This window comes from Kitasatospora sp. NPDC058492 (genome assembly GCF_042720685.1).
In the GTDB taxonomy this organism is placed as follows: Bacteria; Actinomycetota; Actinomycetes; order Streptomycetales; family Streptomycetaceae; genus Kitasatospora.
The window spans coordinates 69,599-84,923 of the sequence record NZ_JBHXMU010000001.1 but is presented as its reverse complement, the minus strand read 5'-3'; the positions used below and the strand labels follow the sequence as shown (position 1 = coordinate 84,923).

16 protein-coding genes are annotated in these 15,325 nt (G+C 69.9%); 11 read left to right on the top strand and 5 right to left on the bottom strand.

Annotation, left to right across the window (positions count from 1 at the left end):
* Positions 1 to 227 precede the first annotated feature (227 nt).
* Positions 228 to 818 (bottom strand): hypothetical protein, encoded by a 591-nt coding sequence (locus ACFWPI_RS00395; RefSeq protein ID WP_380377172.1) that lies wholly within the window; start codon positions 816 to 818, stop codon positions 228 to 230.
* 180 nt (positions 819 to 998) lie between these two features.
* Here ACFWPI_RS00395 and ACFWPI_RS00390 point away from each other — a divergent pair, with 180 nt between their 5' ends.
* Positions 999 to 1,739, top strand: a complete 741-nt coding sequence (locus ACFWPI_RS00390) for a GAP family protein (RefSeq protein WP_380377170.1) — start codon at positions 999 to 1,001, stop codon at positions 1,737 to 1,739.
* 88 nt (positions 1,740 to 1,827) lie between these two features.
* On the opposite strand, the gene ACFWPI_RS00385 is transcribed toward ACFWPI_RS00390, so the two are convergent.
* On the bottom strand, positions 1,828 to 2,283 hold the full coding sequence (locus tag ACFWPI_RS00385; RefSeq protein ID WP_380377167.1) for a MarR family winged helix-turn-helix transcriptional regulator: 456 nt from the start codon (positions 2,281 to 2,283) through the stop codon (positions 1,828 to 1,830).
* A 239-nt stretch (positions 2,284 to 2,522) separates the two neighbouring features.
* Here ACFWPI_RS00385 and ACFWPI_RS00380 point away from each other — a divergent pair, with 239 nt between their 5' ends.
* Together ACFWPI_RS00380 and ACFWPI_RS00375 are read left to right on the top strand one after the other, a co-directional pair.
* Positions 2,523 to 3,152, top strand: coding sequence for an isochorismatase family protein (locus ACFWPI_RS00380; protein WP_363620733.1), 630 nt, complete (start codon positions 2,523 to 2,525; stop codon positions 3,150 to 3,152).
* Between the two features lie 138 nt (positions 3,153 to 3,290).
* Entirely contained in the window at positions 3,291 to 4,178 is an 888-nt protein-coding gene (locus ACFWPI_RS00375; RefSeq protein WP_380424489.1) for a DUF4240 domain-containing protein, read from the top strand.
* Between the two features lie 111 nt (positions 4,179 to 4,289).
* Here ACFWPI_RS00375 and ACFWPI_RS00370 read toward each other — a convergent pair whose 3' ends face one another.
* Positions 4,290 to 5,171 carry an SDR family oxidoreductase gene (locus ACFWPI_RS00370; RefSeq protein ID WP_380377161.1) on the bottom strand — a complete coding sequence of 294 codons (882 nt, stop codon included), beginning with the start codon at positions 5,169 to 5,171 and terminating at the stop codon, positions 4,290 to 4,292.
* A gap of 84 nt (positions 5,172 to 5,255) precedes the next feature.
* Here ACFWPI_RS00370 and ACFWPI_RS00365 point away from each other — a divergent pair, with 84 nt between their 5' ends.
* Entirely contained in the window at positions 5,256 to 5,837 is a 582-nt protein-coding gene (locus ACFWPI_RS00365) for a TetR/AcrR family transcriptional regulator (RefSeq protein WP_380377158.1), read from the top strand.
* A 292-nt stretch (positions 5,838 to 6,129) separates the two neighbouring features.
* Positions 6,130 to 6,693 carry a DoxX family protein gene (locus ACFWPI_RS00360; RefSeq protein WP_380334145.1) on the top strand — a complete coding sequence of 188 codons (564 nt, stop codon included), beginning with the start codon at positions 6,130 to 6,132 and terminating at the stop codon, positions 6,691 to 6,693.
* A gap of 137 nt (positions 6,694 to 6,830) precedes the next feature.
* On the opposite strand, the gene ACFWPI_RS00355 is transcribed toward ACFWPI_RS00360, so the two are convergent.
* A complete protein-coding gene (locus ACFWPI_RS00355; RefSeq protein ID WP_380377154.1) occupies positions 6,831 to 8,030 on the bottom strand; it encodes an FAD-dependent monooxygenase in 1,200 nt (399 codons plus the stop codon).
* A gap of 168 nt (positions 8,031 to 8,198) precedes the next feature.
* Between ACFWPI_RS00355 and ACFWPI_RS00350 the strand changes: the two genes are divergently transcribed.
* From ACFWPI_RS00350 to ACFWPI_RS00325, 6 genes are all read left to right on the top strand, one after another.
* A complete protein-coding gene (locus ACFWPI_RS00350; protein ID WP_380377151.1) occupies positions 8,199 to 8,714 on the top strand; it encodes a MarR family winged helix-turn-helix transcriptional regulator in 516 nt (171 codons plus the stop codon).
* A 114-nt stretch (positions 8,715 to 8,828) separates the two neighbouring features.
* Complete coding sequence (locus tag ACFWPI_RS00345; protein ID WP_380377149.1) at positions 8,829 to 9,395, top strand: hypothetical protein; 567 nt, start codon at positions 8,829 to 8,831, stop codon at positions 9,393 to 9,395.
* Positions 9,396 to 9,675: 280 nt separating this feature from the next.
* Positions 9,676 to 10,122: a nitroreductase family deazaflavin-dependent oxidoreductase gene (locus ACFWPI_RS00340; protein ID WP_380377147.1), complete on the top strand. Its 447-nt coding sequence runs from the start codon at positions 9,676 to 9,678 to the stop codon at positions 10,120 to 10,122.
* A gap of 178 nt (positions 10,123 to 10,300) precedes the next feature.
* Positions 10,301 to 10,582, top strand: coding sequence for a hypothetical protein (locus ACFWPI_RS00335; protein ID WP_331743240.1), 282 nt, complete (start codon positions 10,301 to 10,303; stop codon positions 10,580 to 10,582).
* Positions 10,583 to 11,700: 1,118 nt separating this feature from the next.
* Positions 11,701 to 13,044 (top strand): FG-GAP repeat domain-containing protein, encoded by a 1,344-nt coding sequence (locus ACFWPI_RS00330; RefSeq protein ID WP_380424486.1) that lies wholly within the window; start codon positions 11,701 to 11,703, stop codon positions 13,042 to 13,044.
* Positions 13,045 to 13,101: 57 nt separating this feature from the next.
* Positions 13,102 to 14,442, top strand: coding sequence for an FG-GAP-like repeat-containing protein (locus tag ACFWPI_RS00325; RefSeq protein WP_380377142.1), 1,341 nt, complete (start codon positions 13,102 to 13,104; stop codon positions 14,440 to 14,442).
* A 76-nt stretch (positions 14,443 to 14,518) separates the two neighbouring features.
* Here ACFWPI_RS00325 and ACFWPI_RS00320 read toward each other — a convergent pair whose 3' ends face one another.
* The gene (locus ACFWPI_RS00320; protein WP_380377139.1) at positions 14,519 to 15,130 is read right to left on the bottom strand and encodes a hypothetical protein; all 612 of its coding nucleotides are present in this window, start codon (positions 15,128 to 15,130) and stop codon (positions 14,519 to 14,521) included.
* Positions 15,131 to 15,325 lie beyond the last annotated feature (195 nt).

Sequence of the window (15,325 nt, the reverse complement as noted above, 5' to 3'; positions counted from 1 at the left end):
CGAGTCGGTCCGCCGGTGGTGGGCGGGCTCCGACGGTTGGCCGTGTCCGGGTGCTAGGGCGTGTCTTCAAACTCCCGTCGTCCGCCCGGAGGGCGGGCGTGGCGGCGTTGGGGTGCGTGCATCGCAAGGCGGAGGAGGGAGTCCATGCGGAGCATCGGCGACTGACGACAACGCGGCGAGGTGCGTGCCCCAACGCCGGCGCGCAGGCGGGAGTTTGAAGACACGCCCTAGGCCGAGGCTTCCTCCAGCAGCTTCTGGAAGGCCGGCGTGGCCACCAGCTCCGCGTTGGCCGGGTTGTCCAGGGCGGCCCGGAACTGGGGGGTGTCCAGCACCTCCTGGAACGCGTCGTCCACGCGGTGGTCCTTGTAGATCTGCTGGACGGTGAGGTCGGGGTAGGCGCTGACGAAGACCCTCGCGGGCTCCTGGTGGGCGACGAACCAGTCCTTCACTCCCGGATCGGCGACGCCGGGGAACCCTTCGCTGTGCGAGAAGACCTTGTCGAAGCGGGACCCGACCACCGTCTGGGCGAAGTCGTCGATGTAGGTGTCCCAGGAGCCGTCGAAAACGCTGGCGAACATGAACCGGGTGTCGTCGTCGAAGATCACGTGCCGTGCGTCGTGCAGGGTGCCGATCTGGCGCACCGCCGCATGGGCGCTCTCGTCGTGCGCCGCGTCGGCGAGCGTCGCGAGGTCCTTGCGCAGCGCATCCGCATGGCCCGGCTTGATCCTGGTGAAGACGGTGAACTCACTGCAGACCCCATCCGACCTGCCCGGGCGCTCGGGGTGAGCCGACTGGGTCGCGCCTGTCGTCGCGGTCATGGTGACGTCCTCCTGCCGTGGTCGGTGCGAGGGACGCCGACCGCCCGAACATGAGGCGCCATCGCCCTCACCTCTTCATCCTGACCCGAGCGCGATGGGGGCACCACCGGGCAACGGACAGGCCGAGGCCCTCGGAGTTCCGAGAAGCTCACGAGGACAGCGTCGTCGGAGCGGAGGATCATGGAAGACGGGCCTGCCGGGTTCGTCGTCGTCACGCGCTCTGACTCCCCTCTGGAGGCAATCATGGGCAAAGTTCTCGGTGACGTCCTGGGTCTCGCCGCCGGCGTCGCGATCAGCCCACTCCCGATCATCGCCATCATCCTCATCCTCGCCACGCCTCGGGGACGCCTCAACGGAGTCCTCTTCACCGTCGGCTGGATCCTGGGACTCTCGGCGCTGGGCGCGGTGATGCTGGCGATCGCTTCCCCCGCAGGCGCCTCTGCCCACCATCACCCGGCCACCTGGGTGGGAGTCCTCAAGCTCGCCCTGGGCCTGTTCCTCGTCCTCTTCGGCGCCCGGCAATGGCACCGGCGCCCGAAGGATCCGTCGCAGGCCCAGCTGCCGAAGTGGATGAGCGCGATCGACCGCCTCACGCCGGTCAAGGTCCTCGCACTCGGACTGGCCCTGTCCGCGCTCAACGCCAAGAACGCCCCATTGACCCTCGCCGCGGGCGCCGCGATCGGCTCGGCCGGACTGCCGGTGGGGCAGCAGATCGCCTCACTGGCGATCTTCGTCGTGATCGCCACCCTCGGCCTGTTGGCCCCACTGGGAGTCTTCCTGCTCGGGGGAGAGCGAGCCCAGATCACGCTCGGTAACTGGAAGAACTGGGCAGCCCAGCACAACGTCGCCGTGATGGCGGTCCTGTTCTTCGTGCTCGGGTTGAAGCTGCTCGGAGACGGGATCTCCGTCCTCACGTCCTGACAGGCTGCTCCGTGAATCCCTTTCCTGGCGCGGATGTTCGTGGCCTTGGAGGCGTCAGGTCGCGCCGACCGGCAGGGTGCGGCACTGCCTAGGTTTCGCGCCGGGTCTCGCGTTGGAGATCGGCCACACGGTGGAGGGCGGCCTTGAAGGCGGCGTACTCCCGCGCGCCCAGGGCCTTCGCGTGGCGCTCCTCGATCGAGCGCATGATGGCGGCGGCCGCCGCCATCTGGAGCAGGCCTCGTTCGGTGGGGTGGATCAGTTTGGCGCGGCGGTCCGCGGGGTCGGGTCTGCGTTCGACGTAACCCAGGCGTTCGAGGTCGTCGACGAGGGTCCCGATGACCTGCTTGTGCTGTCCGGAGGCGCGGGCGAGTTCGCTGGCGCGGATGCCGTCGGTACGCAGGTAGGCGAGCACGGCGCCGGCGCGGGGCTGGATGTCGTCGAAACCCTGTTCGGCGAGCACGGTGAACAGCTCGCGCTGGACGGAGAAGAGCACCCGGGCGGCGAGCACGCCGAGGTCCGGTTCCGCCGCCTGGTGTCCGCTCAACGCCTCTCCCGCTTCCGCCGTCTTTGGGCCCGCCCCGCGTTCCGCCCTGTGACCAGCAACTTTAGTCGCCCGCCCGGTGGGCTCGGGCGGCACCCCAGGCGTTCCGGCGCCCCGCTCTGACCAGTGCTTGCGCCCCGGGGGGCAGGGGTATAGCGTCGAAGTAGTCACTAATCTTGACTATCAAGATTAGTGACTACTGGCCGCCAACGGAGCTGTGGTTCAACCCGAAGGAGCGCACGATGAGCGAGCACAGCAAGTTCCTGGAGCCGGTCACCCGGGAGAACGCCGCCGTGGTCCTGGTCGACCACCAGGTGGGCCTGCTGTCCGGCGTCCGGGACATCCCGCTCGGCGAGCTGAAGCACAACGTGGTGGCGCTGGCACGCGCGGCGACCGTGCTCGGCATCCCGCTGGTCGTCACCACCACCGCGGCCGACAGCATGTGGGGGCCGACCACCCCGGAACTGGTCCAGGCCCTGCCGGCCGGACAGCGGATCATCGACCGCAGCACGGTCAACGCCTGGCACGACGGCCGGGTCCGCGAAGCCATCGAAGCCACCGGGCGGCAGAAGCTGATCTTCGCCGGAGTGTCCCTGGAGGTGTGCGCGGCGCTGCCCGCGATCGCCGCGACGGCCGCCGGGCACCACGCGTACGTCGCCGTGGACGCCTCCGGCACCTTCAGCCAGGCCAAGCGCGAGGCGGGACTGCTGCGCATGCAGCAGGCGGGCGTCACCGTCTCCGACTACGCCACCCTCATGGTCGAGGCCCTGGCCGACAACGCCGCCCCCGAGGCCGGCGACCTCTACGCCGCCCTCGACATGCCCTTCGCCGTCCTGGTCGGCCAGATCTCAGCGGCCGCCCGCCCCGCGTAACGGCCCGCGTACCCACCTCACCCGGCCATCGCCGACCCACACCACGGGGGGGATGTGCCTCGCCCCGTCGCCTGTCAGTACCAGCTGGCATGCTGCCGGGCAGAAGAGGACGGCAACGGGTGGCAAGGGCTGTGTGCGATGGGTTTTGAGGGCGGGGTCTGGCGTCTGGTGCGCGGGGAAGAGCTGGTGGGCGAGATCGTGGTCGAGGAGACGGACTTCCCGTGGCTCCACGGGCGCTTCGTGCCGGGAACGGCGTTCCCCGCCGTCCAGCCGCTCTTCGCCCGTTCGCTCGCGTTGTCCGAGGCGGAGGACTGGGAGGCCTTCGACGACGCGTACGACGAGATCACGAGCACCGTGTCGATGCTCTCGCCCTCGGGCCCGGTCGCCGAGTTCCTGCTGCACATCCAGGGCGACAGGGCCTGGTTCCGGTGGAATGACGAGCCGTTCGAGGACGCGGACGGGCAGGGCGGAGGTGAGGCGGGCAGCGCCGGACCGTCCGCGGGAAGTGACGTCGACGGCAACCTCGGCCTCGACCTGCCGGTGATGACGTGGGAGCGGTTCTGGCAGCTGATCGAGGTCCTCGGGGGCGGGGCCGGTACCGAGACGTGCGAGCACCTCGAAACCGCCTGCGCCTGTCTGGTCGAAGTTCTCGCATGCGAGCCGCTGGGCCAGATCATCGGCTTCGGCGAGCGTCTCGCCGAGGCGCTGCACCGCCTGGACCAGGAGCAGTTCGGGACGCTGCCGATCACCGGGGCGGTGTTGCCCGACGGCTCGCCGTTCCCTCAGTCGAGCGACCACTTCCTGTACGCGCGAGCTGCGGTCGTGGCTGCGGGCCGCGACGTGTACGAGAGCATGTTCCACGATCCCGAACGGTTCGCTCCGTTCACCGCGCGACAGTGCGAACCGCTGCTCTACGTGCACGAGGAGGCGTTCGAGCAGGTGACCGGGGCGGAGTGGGACCGCCTCACCCGCTACGACTACGAGTCCTGCTCGAACGCCGACGGCTGGCCCGAGCTGCGCGGCTGAGCGCCGCCTGTCGCAGAGCACCGTTCGCCGCAGGCCCCGGCCCCGCTCGGCGGGCGAGCGGGGCCGGGTTCCCTGGCGGCTGCCGGTCCGTCCGGCAGGCGGGCAGGCGGCTCAGGCTTCGATGTTCTCCAGGTCCGCGAGCAGGCCCGGGCGCGTCGGCTTCCAGCCGAGGGCGGCGCGGGTGTGAGCGCTGGAGGCGGGCTGGTCGGCCGCGAAGACCGGGCCGAGGGGGCCGAAATTCTCCTGCGGCACCGGCTCGGCCGGAAGGCCGAGCCGCCGTCCGATGACCGCGGCGATGTCGCGTACCGCGTCGCCTTCGTCGGCGACGGCGTGCCACGCGGATCCGGCCGGGGCCTTCTCCAGGGCGAGCCGGAACAGGGCGGCGGCGTCGAGCGCGTGGACGGCGGGCCAGCGCTGCGCGCCGTCTCCGGGGTAGCCGACGGCGCCGGTGTCGCGGGCGATGTTGGTGAGCAGCCCGGCGAACCCGCCCTGGCCCTGGTTGTGGACCGTGCGCGGCAGCCGTACCGCCGAGCTGCGCACGCCGCGTGAGGCGAGTGCGAGTGTGCGGTTCACCGACAGGCTGCGTCCGCTGACGGGGCCGTCCAGCGGCAGCGGGTCCTCCTCGGTCGAGGCGCGTCCCGCCACGAGGGGCGTGCCGGACGCGGTGACGAGAGGCCTGTTCGTGCCGACGAGGGTGTCGCCGAGGGCCGCGAGTGCGGCGCTCTCCTCGGCGATCCCTCGCGCGAGTGCGTCGGGCGAGCTGAAGTCGTTGCTGAAGGCGAGGTGGATGACGCCGTCCGCCTGTTCCGCGCCGGTCCGCAGCACGTCGAGGTCGGCGAGCCCGCCGCGGAGCACGTCGGCGCCGGCGGTTTTCGCGCCGGCCGCGGAGGCGTCGGATCGGGCGAGGGCGGTGACCAGGTGGCCTGCGGTGAGCAGTTCGGCGACGACGGCAGAGCCGATCAGGCCTGTGCCGCCGGTGATGAAGACGCGCATGGTGAGCTCCGAGGAGTGATGCGACTGTTGTCCCATCACTGTACGACGCGATGCGACACTTGTCCCGTCATCTAGACTGGCAACATGCCGCGATGGAAACCCGATGCCCGACAGCGCCTGGTCGTGGCTGCGCTAGGCCTGTTCGCCGAGCAGGGCTACGACGAAACGACCGTCGCTCAGATCACCGAGCGGGCAGGGCTCACGCGGAGCACCTTCTTCCGCCACTTCACCGACAAGCGCGAGATCCTCACCATGGGACAGACGGCGCTCAGCCGCCTGCTGGCCGAGGGCATCGACGGCGCCCCCGCGGATGCGACGCCGATGACGGCCGTCGCGGCCGGACTCGAGCGCGCATCGGGCGAGATGACGTCGTTCAACCGCGAGCTCAGCCCGCTGCTGCACGCGGCGATCGAGGCGAACGCGGAGTTGCAGGCGCGCAACGTGCTGAAGTGCATCGGCATGGCCACGGCGATGGTCGACGCGCTGAAGCGACGGAACGTCGCGGAACCCGTGGCGCAGGTGGCCGCCGAACTCGGCGTCCTCGCGTTCAGGCTCGGCTACGCCCGGTGGACCGACCCCAGCCACGACGAGGACCCCGGCGGGCTGGCGCCCCACACGCGCGCCGCGTTCGACGAACTCCGCGCGGCAGTCGCTGTGCTCCACTGAGCTCCGCCGATCTCCGCTGAGCCCCGTATCGGCCGCTACGAGGAATCCTGCCGCCGGTTGCTGCCGCGTAGAGTGGATACGGAGAGTGCTGGATCACGGCTTCCCTTCTCGGAGGGTTATCGGTGAGACACGCGGATGCCTCCGGCGAGGCGGTGTCGGTCCGGCTGTTCCTGGACTTGGTCGACGGCGGCGCGAGTCGCGCCCGGCCGATCTGATCTGCGCGTCGACGCCTCGTCTCGGGAGAGGCGATCCTGCTCGCGGCGGTTGCGGCGCGCGGGAGGAGACCTTCGCCATGAAACTGACCGCCGAGCGGCTGCGGACCTCCGTCCGCAGTGCCGCTCCGACCTCCACGCATCCGCCGCCGGTGTCCGCCGCCGACGTCGGCCTGCTGGTGCTCCGGCTGGCCGGCCTGCTGCTGGCCGGCCACGGTGCCCAGAAACTCTTCGGCCTGTTCGGTGGCGCCGGTCTGCATGCCACCAGTAAGGGCTTCGAGGCCCTGGGCTACCGGCCCGGCGTCCTCTTCGCCACGCTGGGAGGAGCCTCCGAGCTGTGCGGCGGCCTGGGCCTCGCCCTCGGGCTGTTCACCCCGCTGGCCGCCGCCGCCGTGATCGGGGTGATGATCAACGCGATGTCCGTCACCTCGGGCAGAGGCCTGTGGGCCGACAAGGGCGGCATGGAGTACCCGCTGTGCCTGGCGCTGATCGCGATCGCGGTCTCCGCCATCGGCCCCGGACGCCTGGCACTGGACCGCCCGTTCCGGTGGGGCCAGGGCGGGTGGTGGAGTGCGGCCGTCGCTCTGGGGATGGGCGGCATCGGCGCGGGCATCGTGCTGTCCCTGCAAGGGGTGACTCTCTAGCGCCGCGTCAGCACCGCGTTGGACCACCACTACGTGCGCGAAGCCGGGACCAGCAACCTGTCGCATCCCTCAGCAGGTGTGGCCGCTGGGCAGCGCGGAACCGTCCGACTCGCTGAGCCCGGCACGCGGGCACGCCGTCATCCGGCGTGGTCGTAGTCCGGCAGGATCACGTCGCTGTGGGCGGCGCGTCCCCCGGCGCCCGCCGAGGTGGTGGGGTTGCGCAGGGCCGCGTTGCGGGTGTCGAGCATGTCCTGGGTGCCGGGGATGAGGCTGGTGCCGCCGGAGGCGGCCAGCGCCTGGTTCCGCTCGACGAAGGGGCGCGCCTTGCGCTCGTAGGCCGCGAAGGCGGCCGCGTGGTCGGCGTGGGAGGCCAGTTCTCCGGCCAGGAGGTAGGCGCCGACGAGCGAGACGCTGGAGCCCTGGCCGGACAGGAACGAGGTCGCGTGGGCCGCGTCACCGGCGAGGGCGACGCGGCCACGGGACCAGGTGGGCATGTGGATCTGGCTGACGACGTCGAAGAACAGGTCGTCGGCCTCGCGCAGCGCGTCCACCAGGCGCGGGAGGTGCCAGCTGCGCTCGGGGAAGGCGGCGGCGATGAGTTCGCGCTGCGCCTGTGGGTCCCGGATGGCGTCGACGGGGGCGTCCTCCCGCTTGAGGAGGAGGAACCCGTGTATGTGGTCGGCGGGTTCGTGGGCGTAGAGGACGGCCGAGCGGCCTGGCGTGTTCCAGATGATCCCTTCGTGGGCGAGGCCCAGGTCGTTCGCGAGGGTGAAACCGGCGAAGACGTGGCCGAGGTAGCGGTGGAACGCGTCCTCGGGGCCGAAGACCAGCCCGCGGGTGTTGGAGTGCAGCCCGTCGGTGCCGATCACCAGGTCGAAGGTGCGGTGGGCGCCGCTGTCGAAGGTGACGTCGACGCCGTCCGCCCGGTCGTCCAGGGTGGCGATGGAGTCGCCGAAGAGGAACTCGACCCGGTCGCGGAGCGGGGCGTAGAGGGCGCCCGCCAGGTCGCCGCGCCGTACTTCCAGGTCCAGGCCTGTGGCGCCTCCGGTGACGGCCTCGGGGGCGACGGAGCCGATGAGCGCCCCGTCCGCGTCCACGAACGAGAGCTTGCGCGTGTCCACGTGGGCTGCGCGCAGTTGCGGGAGCAGCCCCATGCGGTCGACGACCTCGCGGGCGGCCCCGCGGATGTCGATGGCGTACCCGCCGCCCCGTACGGCTGACGCCCGTTCGACGACGGTGACGTCGAAGCCGTAGCGGTCGAGCCAGTAGGCGAGGGCGGGGCCGGCGATGCTCGCGCCCGAGATGAGGACCTTGCGGTTCGCGGAGTGGTTGTTCACGGTGTGCTCTCCTCCTGGCGGCGCAGCCCGGCGGTCGCCTCCTGGCGGTCACACCGAAGATGCGTACCTTAGGTATCTTTATGGACGGCACAGTGCACCCGCGGAGAGCGGGCGCAGCCCCAGGATATAGATACCTAAGTTAGGTATTCAAGTGGAGGTGATGGTCCGATGACCGCGGACTCGCCGGGCAACCCCGGCGCGGACGAGCAGGCGGCAGCCGTCTGGGCGGCCCTGCCCCGGCTGGCCCAGCTGAGCAACGCCATGACCCGCGGACGCCTGGCCGAACGGGCGGCCGACGCAGCGGGACTCGCCCTGGAGCGCCCCGCACTGAGCGCGCTCATGACCCTGCACATGGCGGACCGGCCGCTGCGCATCGGTGAGATCGCCGAACGGATGCAGGTGGTCGGCCCGCACGTCACGCGACAGGTCCAGGCGCTGGAGCGGCGCGGCCTCGTCCACCGCGTCGGCGACCCGCACGACCGGCGTGCCAGCCTCATCGAGGCGACCACTGAAGGAACGAGGGCCGCGAACGCCTACGCGACGTCCATGATCGGCTGGTTCACGGACGCGATAGCGCACTGGCCGGACCAGGACCGCGGGGACCTGGGCCGCCTGCTTGCGAAGCTGGCCGACGACGTCATCGCCCGCCTGGCCCTCCTCGACGACGGCGGCGGCGGCAGGTGACGGCACCTGAACGGTCAGGGCGGCACCTTGAAAACCCGTCCCACCCCACCTCGTTCGGGTGAAACCTCCGCGGCCGCCGGCATCGGAGGGCCCGGACGGCGACATCATGCCTCCATGATCACTTCGCTTCCTCGGCCCCGTCCTCGGCCCGCCCGACGGCTGCGTGCGGGTGCTGCCGCCCTCGCCGCCCTCGGCGCGTTCGCCCTCACCGCCACAACTGCCGCCGCCGCCCCCGCGCCACGCCAGGCCGCCCCGTCCACGCGTACGGTCGCCGAGCCGCACTGCGGCGAATGGGTCGACTACAACGGCAACCAGGACCGCCGGATGAAGAGCTGGCTGTGCCTCTACGACAGCGGAGACGGGGGGATCTACCCGACGCTGTGGACCGAGTGCGGCTGGTGGAAGATCATCGGCTGGGCGGACCCGCCGAACGGCTGCCGCATCTGGGAGCCCAGCTCCTACGAGATCACCTTCCCGGACGGCACCAAGACCAAGGACGCGCTCTTCCCCGGTGCCTCCGGCAAGAACAGTGCCGCGAGCAACGGCAGCACCTACCCCTGCCAGAACGGCACCTGGAAGCTGTGGTCCTACTACGGCGTCCAGATGAAGGACATCCTCGGCAACTGGGGCAGCAACGTGGCCGCCACCCACGAGGCCACCTTCAACGTCACCTGCCCCTGACCCGAAATCCGCTGAGGGTCCGGCCTGGTCCGGACCCCCACTGCCGGGCAGTTCACGATCGTGCCCCGAACCGGCCGCCGCAGCCGCACCGTTGACCGTCGATCGCCGTTGGTCCGGTCCGCGGCGGCACGCCCCGCCGTCGCGCCCCGCCGTTGCGTCGCCTCCTATCGGGCGGCGGCCTCGTGGTGAATCATGGAGGCGGCCGAACGGAGCGAGGGCCTCGGGGCGGATGACACAAGGTCGGCCGTCGGTGGTCCTCATCGAGTGGGATGGGAACAGCATGCCTCTTAGCGGCGAATACCAGCCGAGCCCGGAGAAGTGGGTCAGCGACCAGGTCGCGTTGTACGAGAGCTCCGGGGGCACCGAGGGCACGACGCTGCGGGGCGTGCCGGTGGTCGTCCTCACCAGCCTGGGGGCCAAGAGCGGCAAGATCCGCAAGAACCCGCTGATGAGGGTGGAACACGAGGGGACGTACGCCCTGGTGGCCTCGCAGGGCGGCGCGCCCAAGAACCCCACCTGGTACCACAACCTGGTCGCCCACCCGCGGGTCGAGCTCCAGGACGGCGCCGTGCGCCAGGACATGACGGCGCGCGAGGTCGAGGGCGCGGAGCGGGAGCTGTGGTGGGCCCGCGCGGTCGAGGTCTGGCCGGACTACGCCGAGTACCAGACGAAGACGGACCGGGTGATCCCCGTCTTCGTGCTGGAGCCGGAGACCGCCGGCCGTTGACCCCGAACGGCTCGGGCGGGGCCCGGAGCACCAGAAACCGCCCTCCCGCCCGAGCCCTTCGGCCTGCCGCGCCGAACCGTCGGGCGGTCCTGGAAGAGCTGGGCGGTCAGCAGCTTGGCCACCGGCCTCTCCTTGGACAGTTCCCCGTTCGGACGCCGTCCCGGCTATCGTGTCGGGTATGACGTACCGCGTGCAGTACACCGTCGAGGCGAGGACGACGATCGACGCCCTGCCCGCCGAACGTCGCGATCTGCTGGAGCGTGCACTGGGTGTTCTCGCCCGCGACCCGTACCACAAGACGGCGACGGCACCGATCGGCCCCGACGAGCACCTGCGCAAGGCTTACGCCGCGCCCGGCGTCGTGGTGGAATTCATGGTCGCCGACCATGTCCTGGTCGTCGTCGTGCTCCAGATCTTCGACGAACTCCAGTACTTGATCGACGAGACCGACGCCCGCTGAACGGTCCCGAAGCGTCGGCCCCCGGCCACGGTCGGGCCGACCTCGGTCAGCACGGTCTTCGACCGGACCGCGTTGCGTGACTTCCCGCTGCCAGCCCCCGCATGGTCGTGCTTCTCGTAGCCGGGGTGGTCCGTCATCTCGCCCTCAAGGGCGGGCTCCAGGAGCTACTGCGTCATCTGCTGCCGGAGCCTTCCAGCGCCGGTGACGCGGGCCCGGTCGACCAGCTGCCCGATCCAACTCGACCTTCACCTCGGCCGGCCCCGCCTCGCACAGCCGGGCTGGCACGGTGCTCGCCGTCGCGGTGACCGGGCCCGGCGTCGTGGACAGCCCCACTGGCATATCGCGTCGCGGGCCTGGCACGCCTTCACCGGGCCTTGGCCGCGAGCATCCGCCGGGCGATGATGATCAGTCAGATAGCCTGCTGATTCTGCCGATCGCTCGTTCAAGGCCACAGTCCGAACCGTCACCGACCGCATTCCGGAACATCGATCGCCCTGCAGCCGCATGCGTCGGCCCGAGGCGCTGGGCGTCCGCATCCGACCACGGTGGACGGCTTGGGCCAAGGCCGGTTCAGGCCAGCACAGAACCCTAGTTGGGCCACTGGCCGGCGGGCAGGATCGTACCCAACGGCAGCGACACGCAGCCGAAAGGAACCGGGGCAGCGTCACCGCGGGACGCACCGGATCCGGACCACTCCCTGTTGCGCGTGTGTCCCGAAGGAGCCCTGCCATGATCCGCACCCGCATCGCGAAGGCCGCCGCGGTCGCCGCCCTCGTCACCCCGCTCGTCACCGCCACCCCGCTTCCGGCGCCGCCCCTGGTGTGCACCGACACCATGGGCCGGCGGTAGCAGCCCACTTCGGGCCCACCCGCACGTCACCGGCCCGGGCGCCGCGCCCGTCGCCGTGATGGCGCCGCGCGGCCGGGGCGGTCGCCGAACCGGGGCGGTCGTCGATCCGGGGCGTTCTCACTCTGCTCTCACGTGTTGCGCGCCGGGCTTGTCCATGCCCTGTCCGGCGCACGGTCGAAGGCGAATTCCCTCACTGCCCTTGAGACCTGTCGTGGCCCAGATCTCTGGCCACGACACATCCGACCTGCGAACGAAGGAAACGTTTCACCATGAAGAGGACTGTGCGCAACGCCCTGCAACTTCTCGCGGTGAGTGGGGTCCTGGCCGGCGGGACGATGGTTGCGACGAGCCCCGCGCACGCGGCGCTGCCCGATGTGTCCTGTGGCACGGTCACCTCCGCCGACACCACCGCCGCCGTCCAACTGAACCAACAGCTCACCGGCAGCCTGCGGAACGCGATGAACGCGTACCGGATGTCCTGCGCCCGGGCCATCGTCAACACCGTGCGGGCCAACGGCTTACCGCAGCAGGCGGAGGTCATCGCGATCACCACGGCGGTCGTGGAATCCACCCTGCGGAACAACCCGAACATGGAGGACCACGACAGCGTCGGCCTGTTCCAGCAGCGGGCCTCGTGGGGCACCACCGCGCAGCGGCTCGACCCGGCGACGACGACCCGCAAGTTCATCAGCGCGATGCTCTCGACGTATCCGAACAACACGTGGCAGAGCAAGTCGATCGGCGAGGTCTGCCAAGGTGTCCAGCAGTCGGCCTATCCCAGCCTCTACCAGGGTCAGGCGGCCGACGCGCAGAAGATCGTCAACGCCATCGGTCAGAGCCCCGCTATTCCGGTGGGGATGACGGGTTTTGCGTCGGCTGACTTCAATGGTGACGGGAAGACCGATCTGGCGGCGGTGGATGCGGCGACGGGGAAGATGTACCTGTACCCGGGTACCGGTGTCGGTACGTTCGGTGAGCGGAGTCTGATCGGCACCGGTTGGGACACGGTGAGCAATGTGACGCCGGGTGACTTCAACGGCGATGGGAAGATCGATCTCGCCGCGGTGAACACCGCCAACGGGAATCTGTACGTCTATCCGGGCAATGGCGCCGGCGCGTTCGGCACGCCGTGGTTGGCGGGCACCGGCTGGAACAACCTGGACCACCTCATCGGCGGTGACTTCAACGGTGACGGGAAGTCGGACATCGCCGCGGTCGGTACTGCTGACGGGAATCTGTACGTCTATCCGGGTAACGGTGCCGGTTCCTTCGCAGCGCCGATCAACGCCGGTACCGGTTGGAACACCCTGGGTAAATTCGCGAGCGGTGACTTCAACGGTGACGGGAAGTCGGACATCGCCGCGGTCGGTACTGCTGACGGGAATCTGTACGTCTATCCGGGCAACGGCGCCGGTTCCTTCGCAGCGCCGGTCAACGCCGGTACCGGCTGGAACATCATGCGCGACCTCATCGGCGGCGACTTCAACGCCGACGGGAAGTCGGACATCGCCGCCGTCCAGGCTCCGCAAGGATCCACCGGTGACATGTACTTCTATCCCGGCACCGGCCAGAACACCTTCGGCAACCGCACCAGCATCGGCACCGGCTGGTAGCCCGCCCCCCAACTCAGTAGTCGACACACACCATTTACCAGATCGAGGTAGACAGCCATGCCCAAGAACAGCCGATTCCGCCGCGCGTCCGTTCTCGTTCCGTTAATCGCCGCCATGGCCGCCGTGGGCCTGACCGCGCCGCCCGCCCAGGCCGGCTCCTCCCTCGGAGGCCCCGTCAACCGATCCGAGATCCTGCAGCGCGCCCAGTACTGGGACGACCAGAACGTCCAGTACAACCAGGGCGCGACGTACGGGGACGGCGACGGCCACACCTACCGCACCGACTGCTCAGGGTTCATCTCGATGGCTTGGCACCTGTCGGCCACCGGGCTCGGCTCGCCGACCACCAACACCCTCGACAGCCGATCGCTGAGCACGCGCATCAACAAGAGCGAACTCCGCCCCGGCGACGCGCTGGACAACATCAGCGACCACGTCGTGCTCTTCGTGAGGTGGAACAACCAGGCGACCGGGGACTTCACCTACATCCACCAGTCGAACCCGAGGACCGACGTGACCTATGGGAACGGGAACGTCTACACCGGAAACATCTCCAGCTACCCGGCAAGCAGCTACGTGGCCCTCCGCCTCAACAAGGTCGTTGAGGACAACACCACGCCTCCGCCGGCGACTCCGGTGGGGATGACGGGTTTTGCGTCGGCTGACTTCAATGGTGACGGGAAGACCGATCTGGCGGCGGTGGACGCGGCGACGGGGAAGATGTACCTGTACCCGGGTACCGGTGTCGGTACGTTCGGTGAGCGGAGCCTGATCGGTACCGGGTGGAACACGGTGAGCAATGTGACACCGGGTGACTTCAACGGCGATGGGAAGATCGATCTCGCCGCGGTGAACACCGCCAACGGGAATCTGTACGTCTACCCGGGCAATGGCGCCGGTGCGTTCGGAACGCCGTGGTTGGCGGGCACCGGCTGGAACAACCTGGACCACCTCATCGGCGGTGACTTCAACGGTGACGGGAAGTCGGACATCGCGGCGGTCGGCGTCGCTGACGGGAATCTGTACGTCTATCCGGGTAATGGCGCCGGCTCTTTCGCAGCCCCGATCAACGCCGGCACCGGCTGGAACACCGTGGGTAAATTCGCCAGCGGTGACTTCAACGGTGACGGGAAGACGGACATCGCCGCGGTCGGCACCGCTGACGGGAATCTGTACGTCTATCCGGGCAATGGCGCTGGTTCCTTCGCAGCGCCGGTCAATGCCGGCACCGGCTGGAACATCATGCGCGACCTCATCGGCGGCGACTTCAACGCCGACGGGAAGTCGGACGTCGCCGCCGTCCAGGCCCCTCAAGGATCCACCGGCGACATGTACTTCTACCCCGGCACCGGCCAGAGCACCTTCGGTAACCGCACCAACATCGGCACCGACTGGTAGACCCTGGGTGACGCTCCCGCTCTGAGCTTGGCGTTTATCGTCGCAGGTCACTCGACCTGCGACGATAAACGCTGGCTCAGAGATCGGGGAGCGGACAGCCCCGGCCGCTGCCGATCAGCTTGTTGACGACGCTCAGCGCGTCCTCGTGGCGGAACAGCACGGCGTACGGCAGTGCCGCCGCGGAGTGCCGTCGTACCAGTGTGGTCTGGTCCTCGGGAAGTTCCGGGTCCGCGACCAGCTCGGCCTGTGCGAGCAGCTCGGGTTGGTCGGTGCGGACCAGCTCCGCAGCGCAGAACCGTTCGAGTTGGTCCGGCCACGCCACGGCGACGCTCGGGCGCGGCCCGGGGGCGGCCGCCGGGGTCGCCAGCCAGGCCCGCACCGGGTCGTCGGAGGGGACGCGGCCGGGTTCGAAGAACGACCAGAACGTTCCCGGCCACATGGCGGAGGCGCGGTAGGCGGTGATCGACACATGGCTGCCCGTGGTCAGGTCGACTGCCAGGTGCACCGGCACGCCTTCCTCGTACCAGTGCGCTCCGTACTCGCAGACGGCGAAGCGACGTCCGTCGTGGTCGAGGAGTACGAACGAGGTGTTACGGCGGCGCTCGGTGGCCAGGTCATGCCGTGTCACCAGGACGTCCAGCAACTCCTGGTGCCGTTCCGGTAGTTCCTCGCGGGAGAGGTTGAGCACGGGAGCCTCCAGGTCTGCTGTTCGGCGGATCGGGTTCCCACTCTGCCCGTCCGGGAGCGACGAGGTGTGCGAATTCGAGGTTTCCGGGACGTCCCGTCGCAGCCGATCCGGTCCGAACGCCCGGCGGTGGCCAAGCGGCGAACCGGGTGGTGGGGCGCTGCTGTTCGGGCGGTTTCGGCGCCCGAGGCCGTGGGT

Coding starts and splice junctions, on each gene's coding strand:
- ACFWPI_RS00340 (WP_380377147.1), top strand. CDS start 9,676: ATGCCTCTTAGCGGCGAATACCAGCCGAGCCCGGAGAAGTGGGTCAGC.
- ACFWPI_RS00360 (WP_380334145.1), top strand. CDS start 6,130: ATGAAACTGACCGCCGAGCGGCTGCGGACCTCCGTCCGCAGTGCCGCT.
- ACFWPI_RS00380 (WP_363620733.1), top strand. CDS start 2,523: ATGAGCGAGCACAGCAAGTTCCTGGAGCCGGTCACCCGGGAGAACGCC.
- ACFWPI_RS00390 (WP_380377170.1), top strand. CDS start 999: ATGGAAGACGGGCCTGCCGGGTTCGTCGTCGTCACGCGCTCTGACTCC.
- ACFWPI_RS00370 (WP_380377161.1), bottom strand. CDS start 5,171: ATGCGCGTCTTCATCACCGGCGGCACAGGCCTGATCGGCTCTGCCGTC.
- ACFWPI_RS00365 (WP_380377158.1), top strand. CDS start 5,256: ATGCCGCGATGGAAACCCGATGCCCGACAGCGCCTGGTCGTGGCTGCG.
- ACFWPI_RS00350 (WP_380377151.1), top strand. CDS start 8,199: ATGACCGCGGACTCGCCGGGCAACCCCGGCGCGGACGAGCAGGCGGCA.
- ACFWPI_RS00395 (WP_380377172.1), bottom strand. CDS start 818: ATGACCGCGACGACAGGCGCGACCCAGTCGGCTCACCCCGAGCGCCCG.
- ACFWPI_RS00325 (WP_380377142.1), top strand. CDS start 13,102: ATGCCCAAGAACAGCCGATTCCGCCGCGCGTCCGTTCTCGTTCCGTTA.
- ACFWPI_RS00345 (WP_380377149.1), top strand. CDS start 8,829: ATGATCACTTCGCTTCCTCGGCCCCGTCCTCGGCCCGCCCGACGGCTG.
- ACFWPI_RS00335 (WP_331743240.1), top strand. CDS start 10,301: ATGACGTACCGCGTGCAGTACACCGTCGAGGCGAGGACGACGATCGAC.
- ACFWPI_RS00330 (WP_380424486.1), top strand. CDS start 11,701: ATGAAGAGGACTGTGCGCAACGCCCTGCAACTTCTCGCGGTGAGTGGG.
- ACFWPI_RS00375 (WP_380424489.1), top strand. CDS start 3,291: ATGGGTTTTGAGGGCGGGGTCTGGCGTCTGGTGCGCGGGGAAGAGCTG.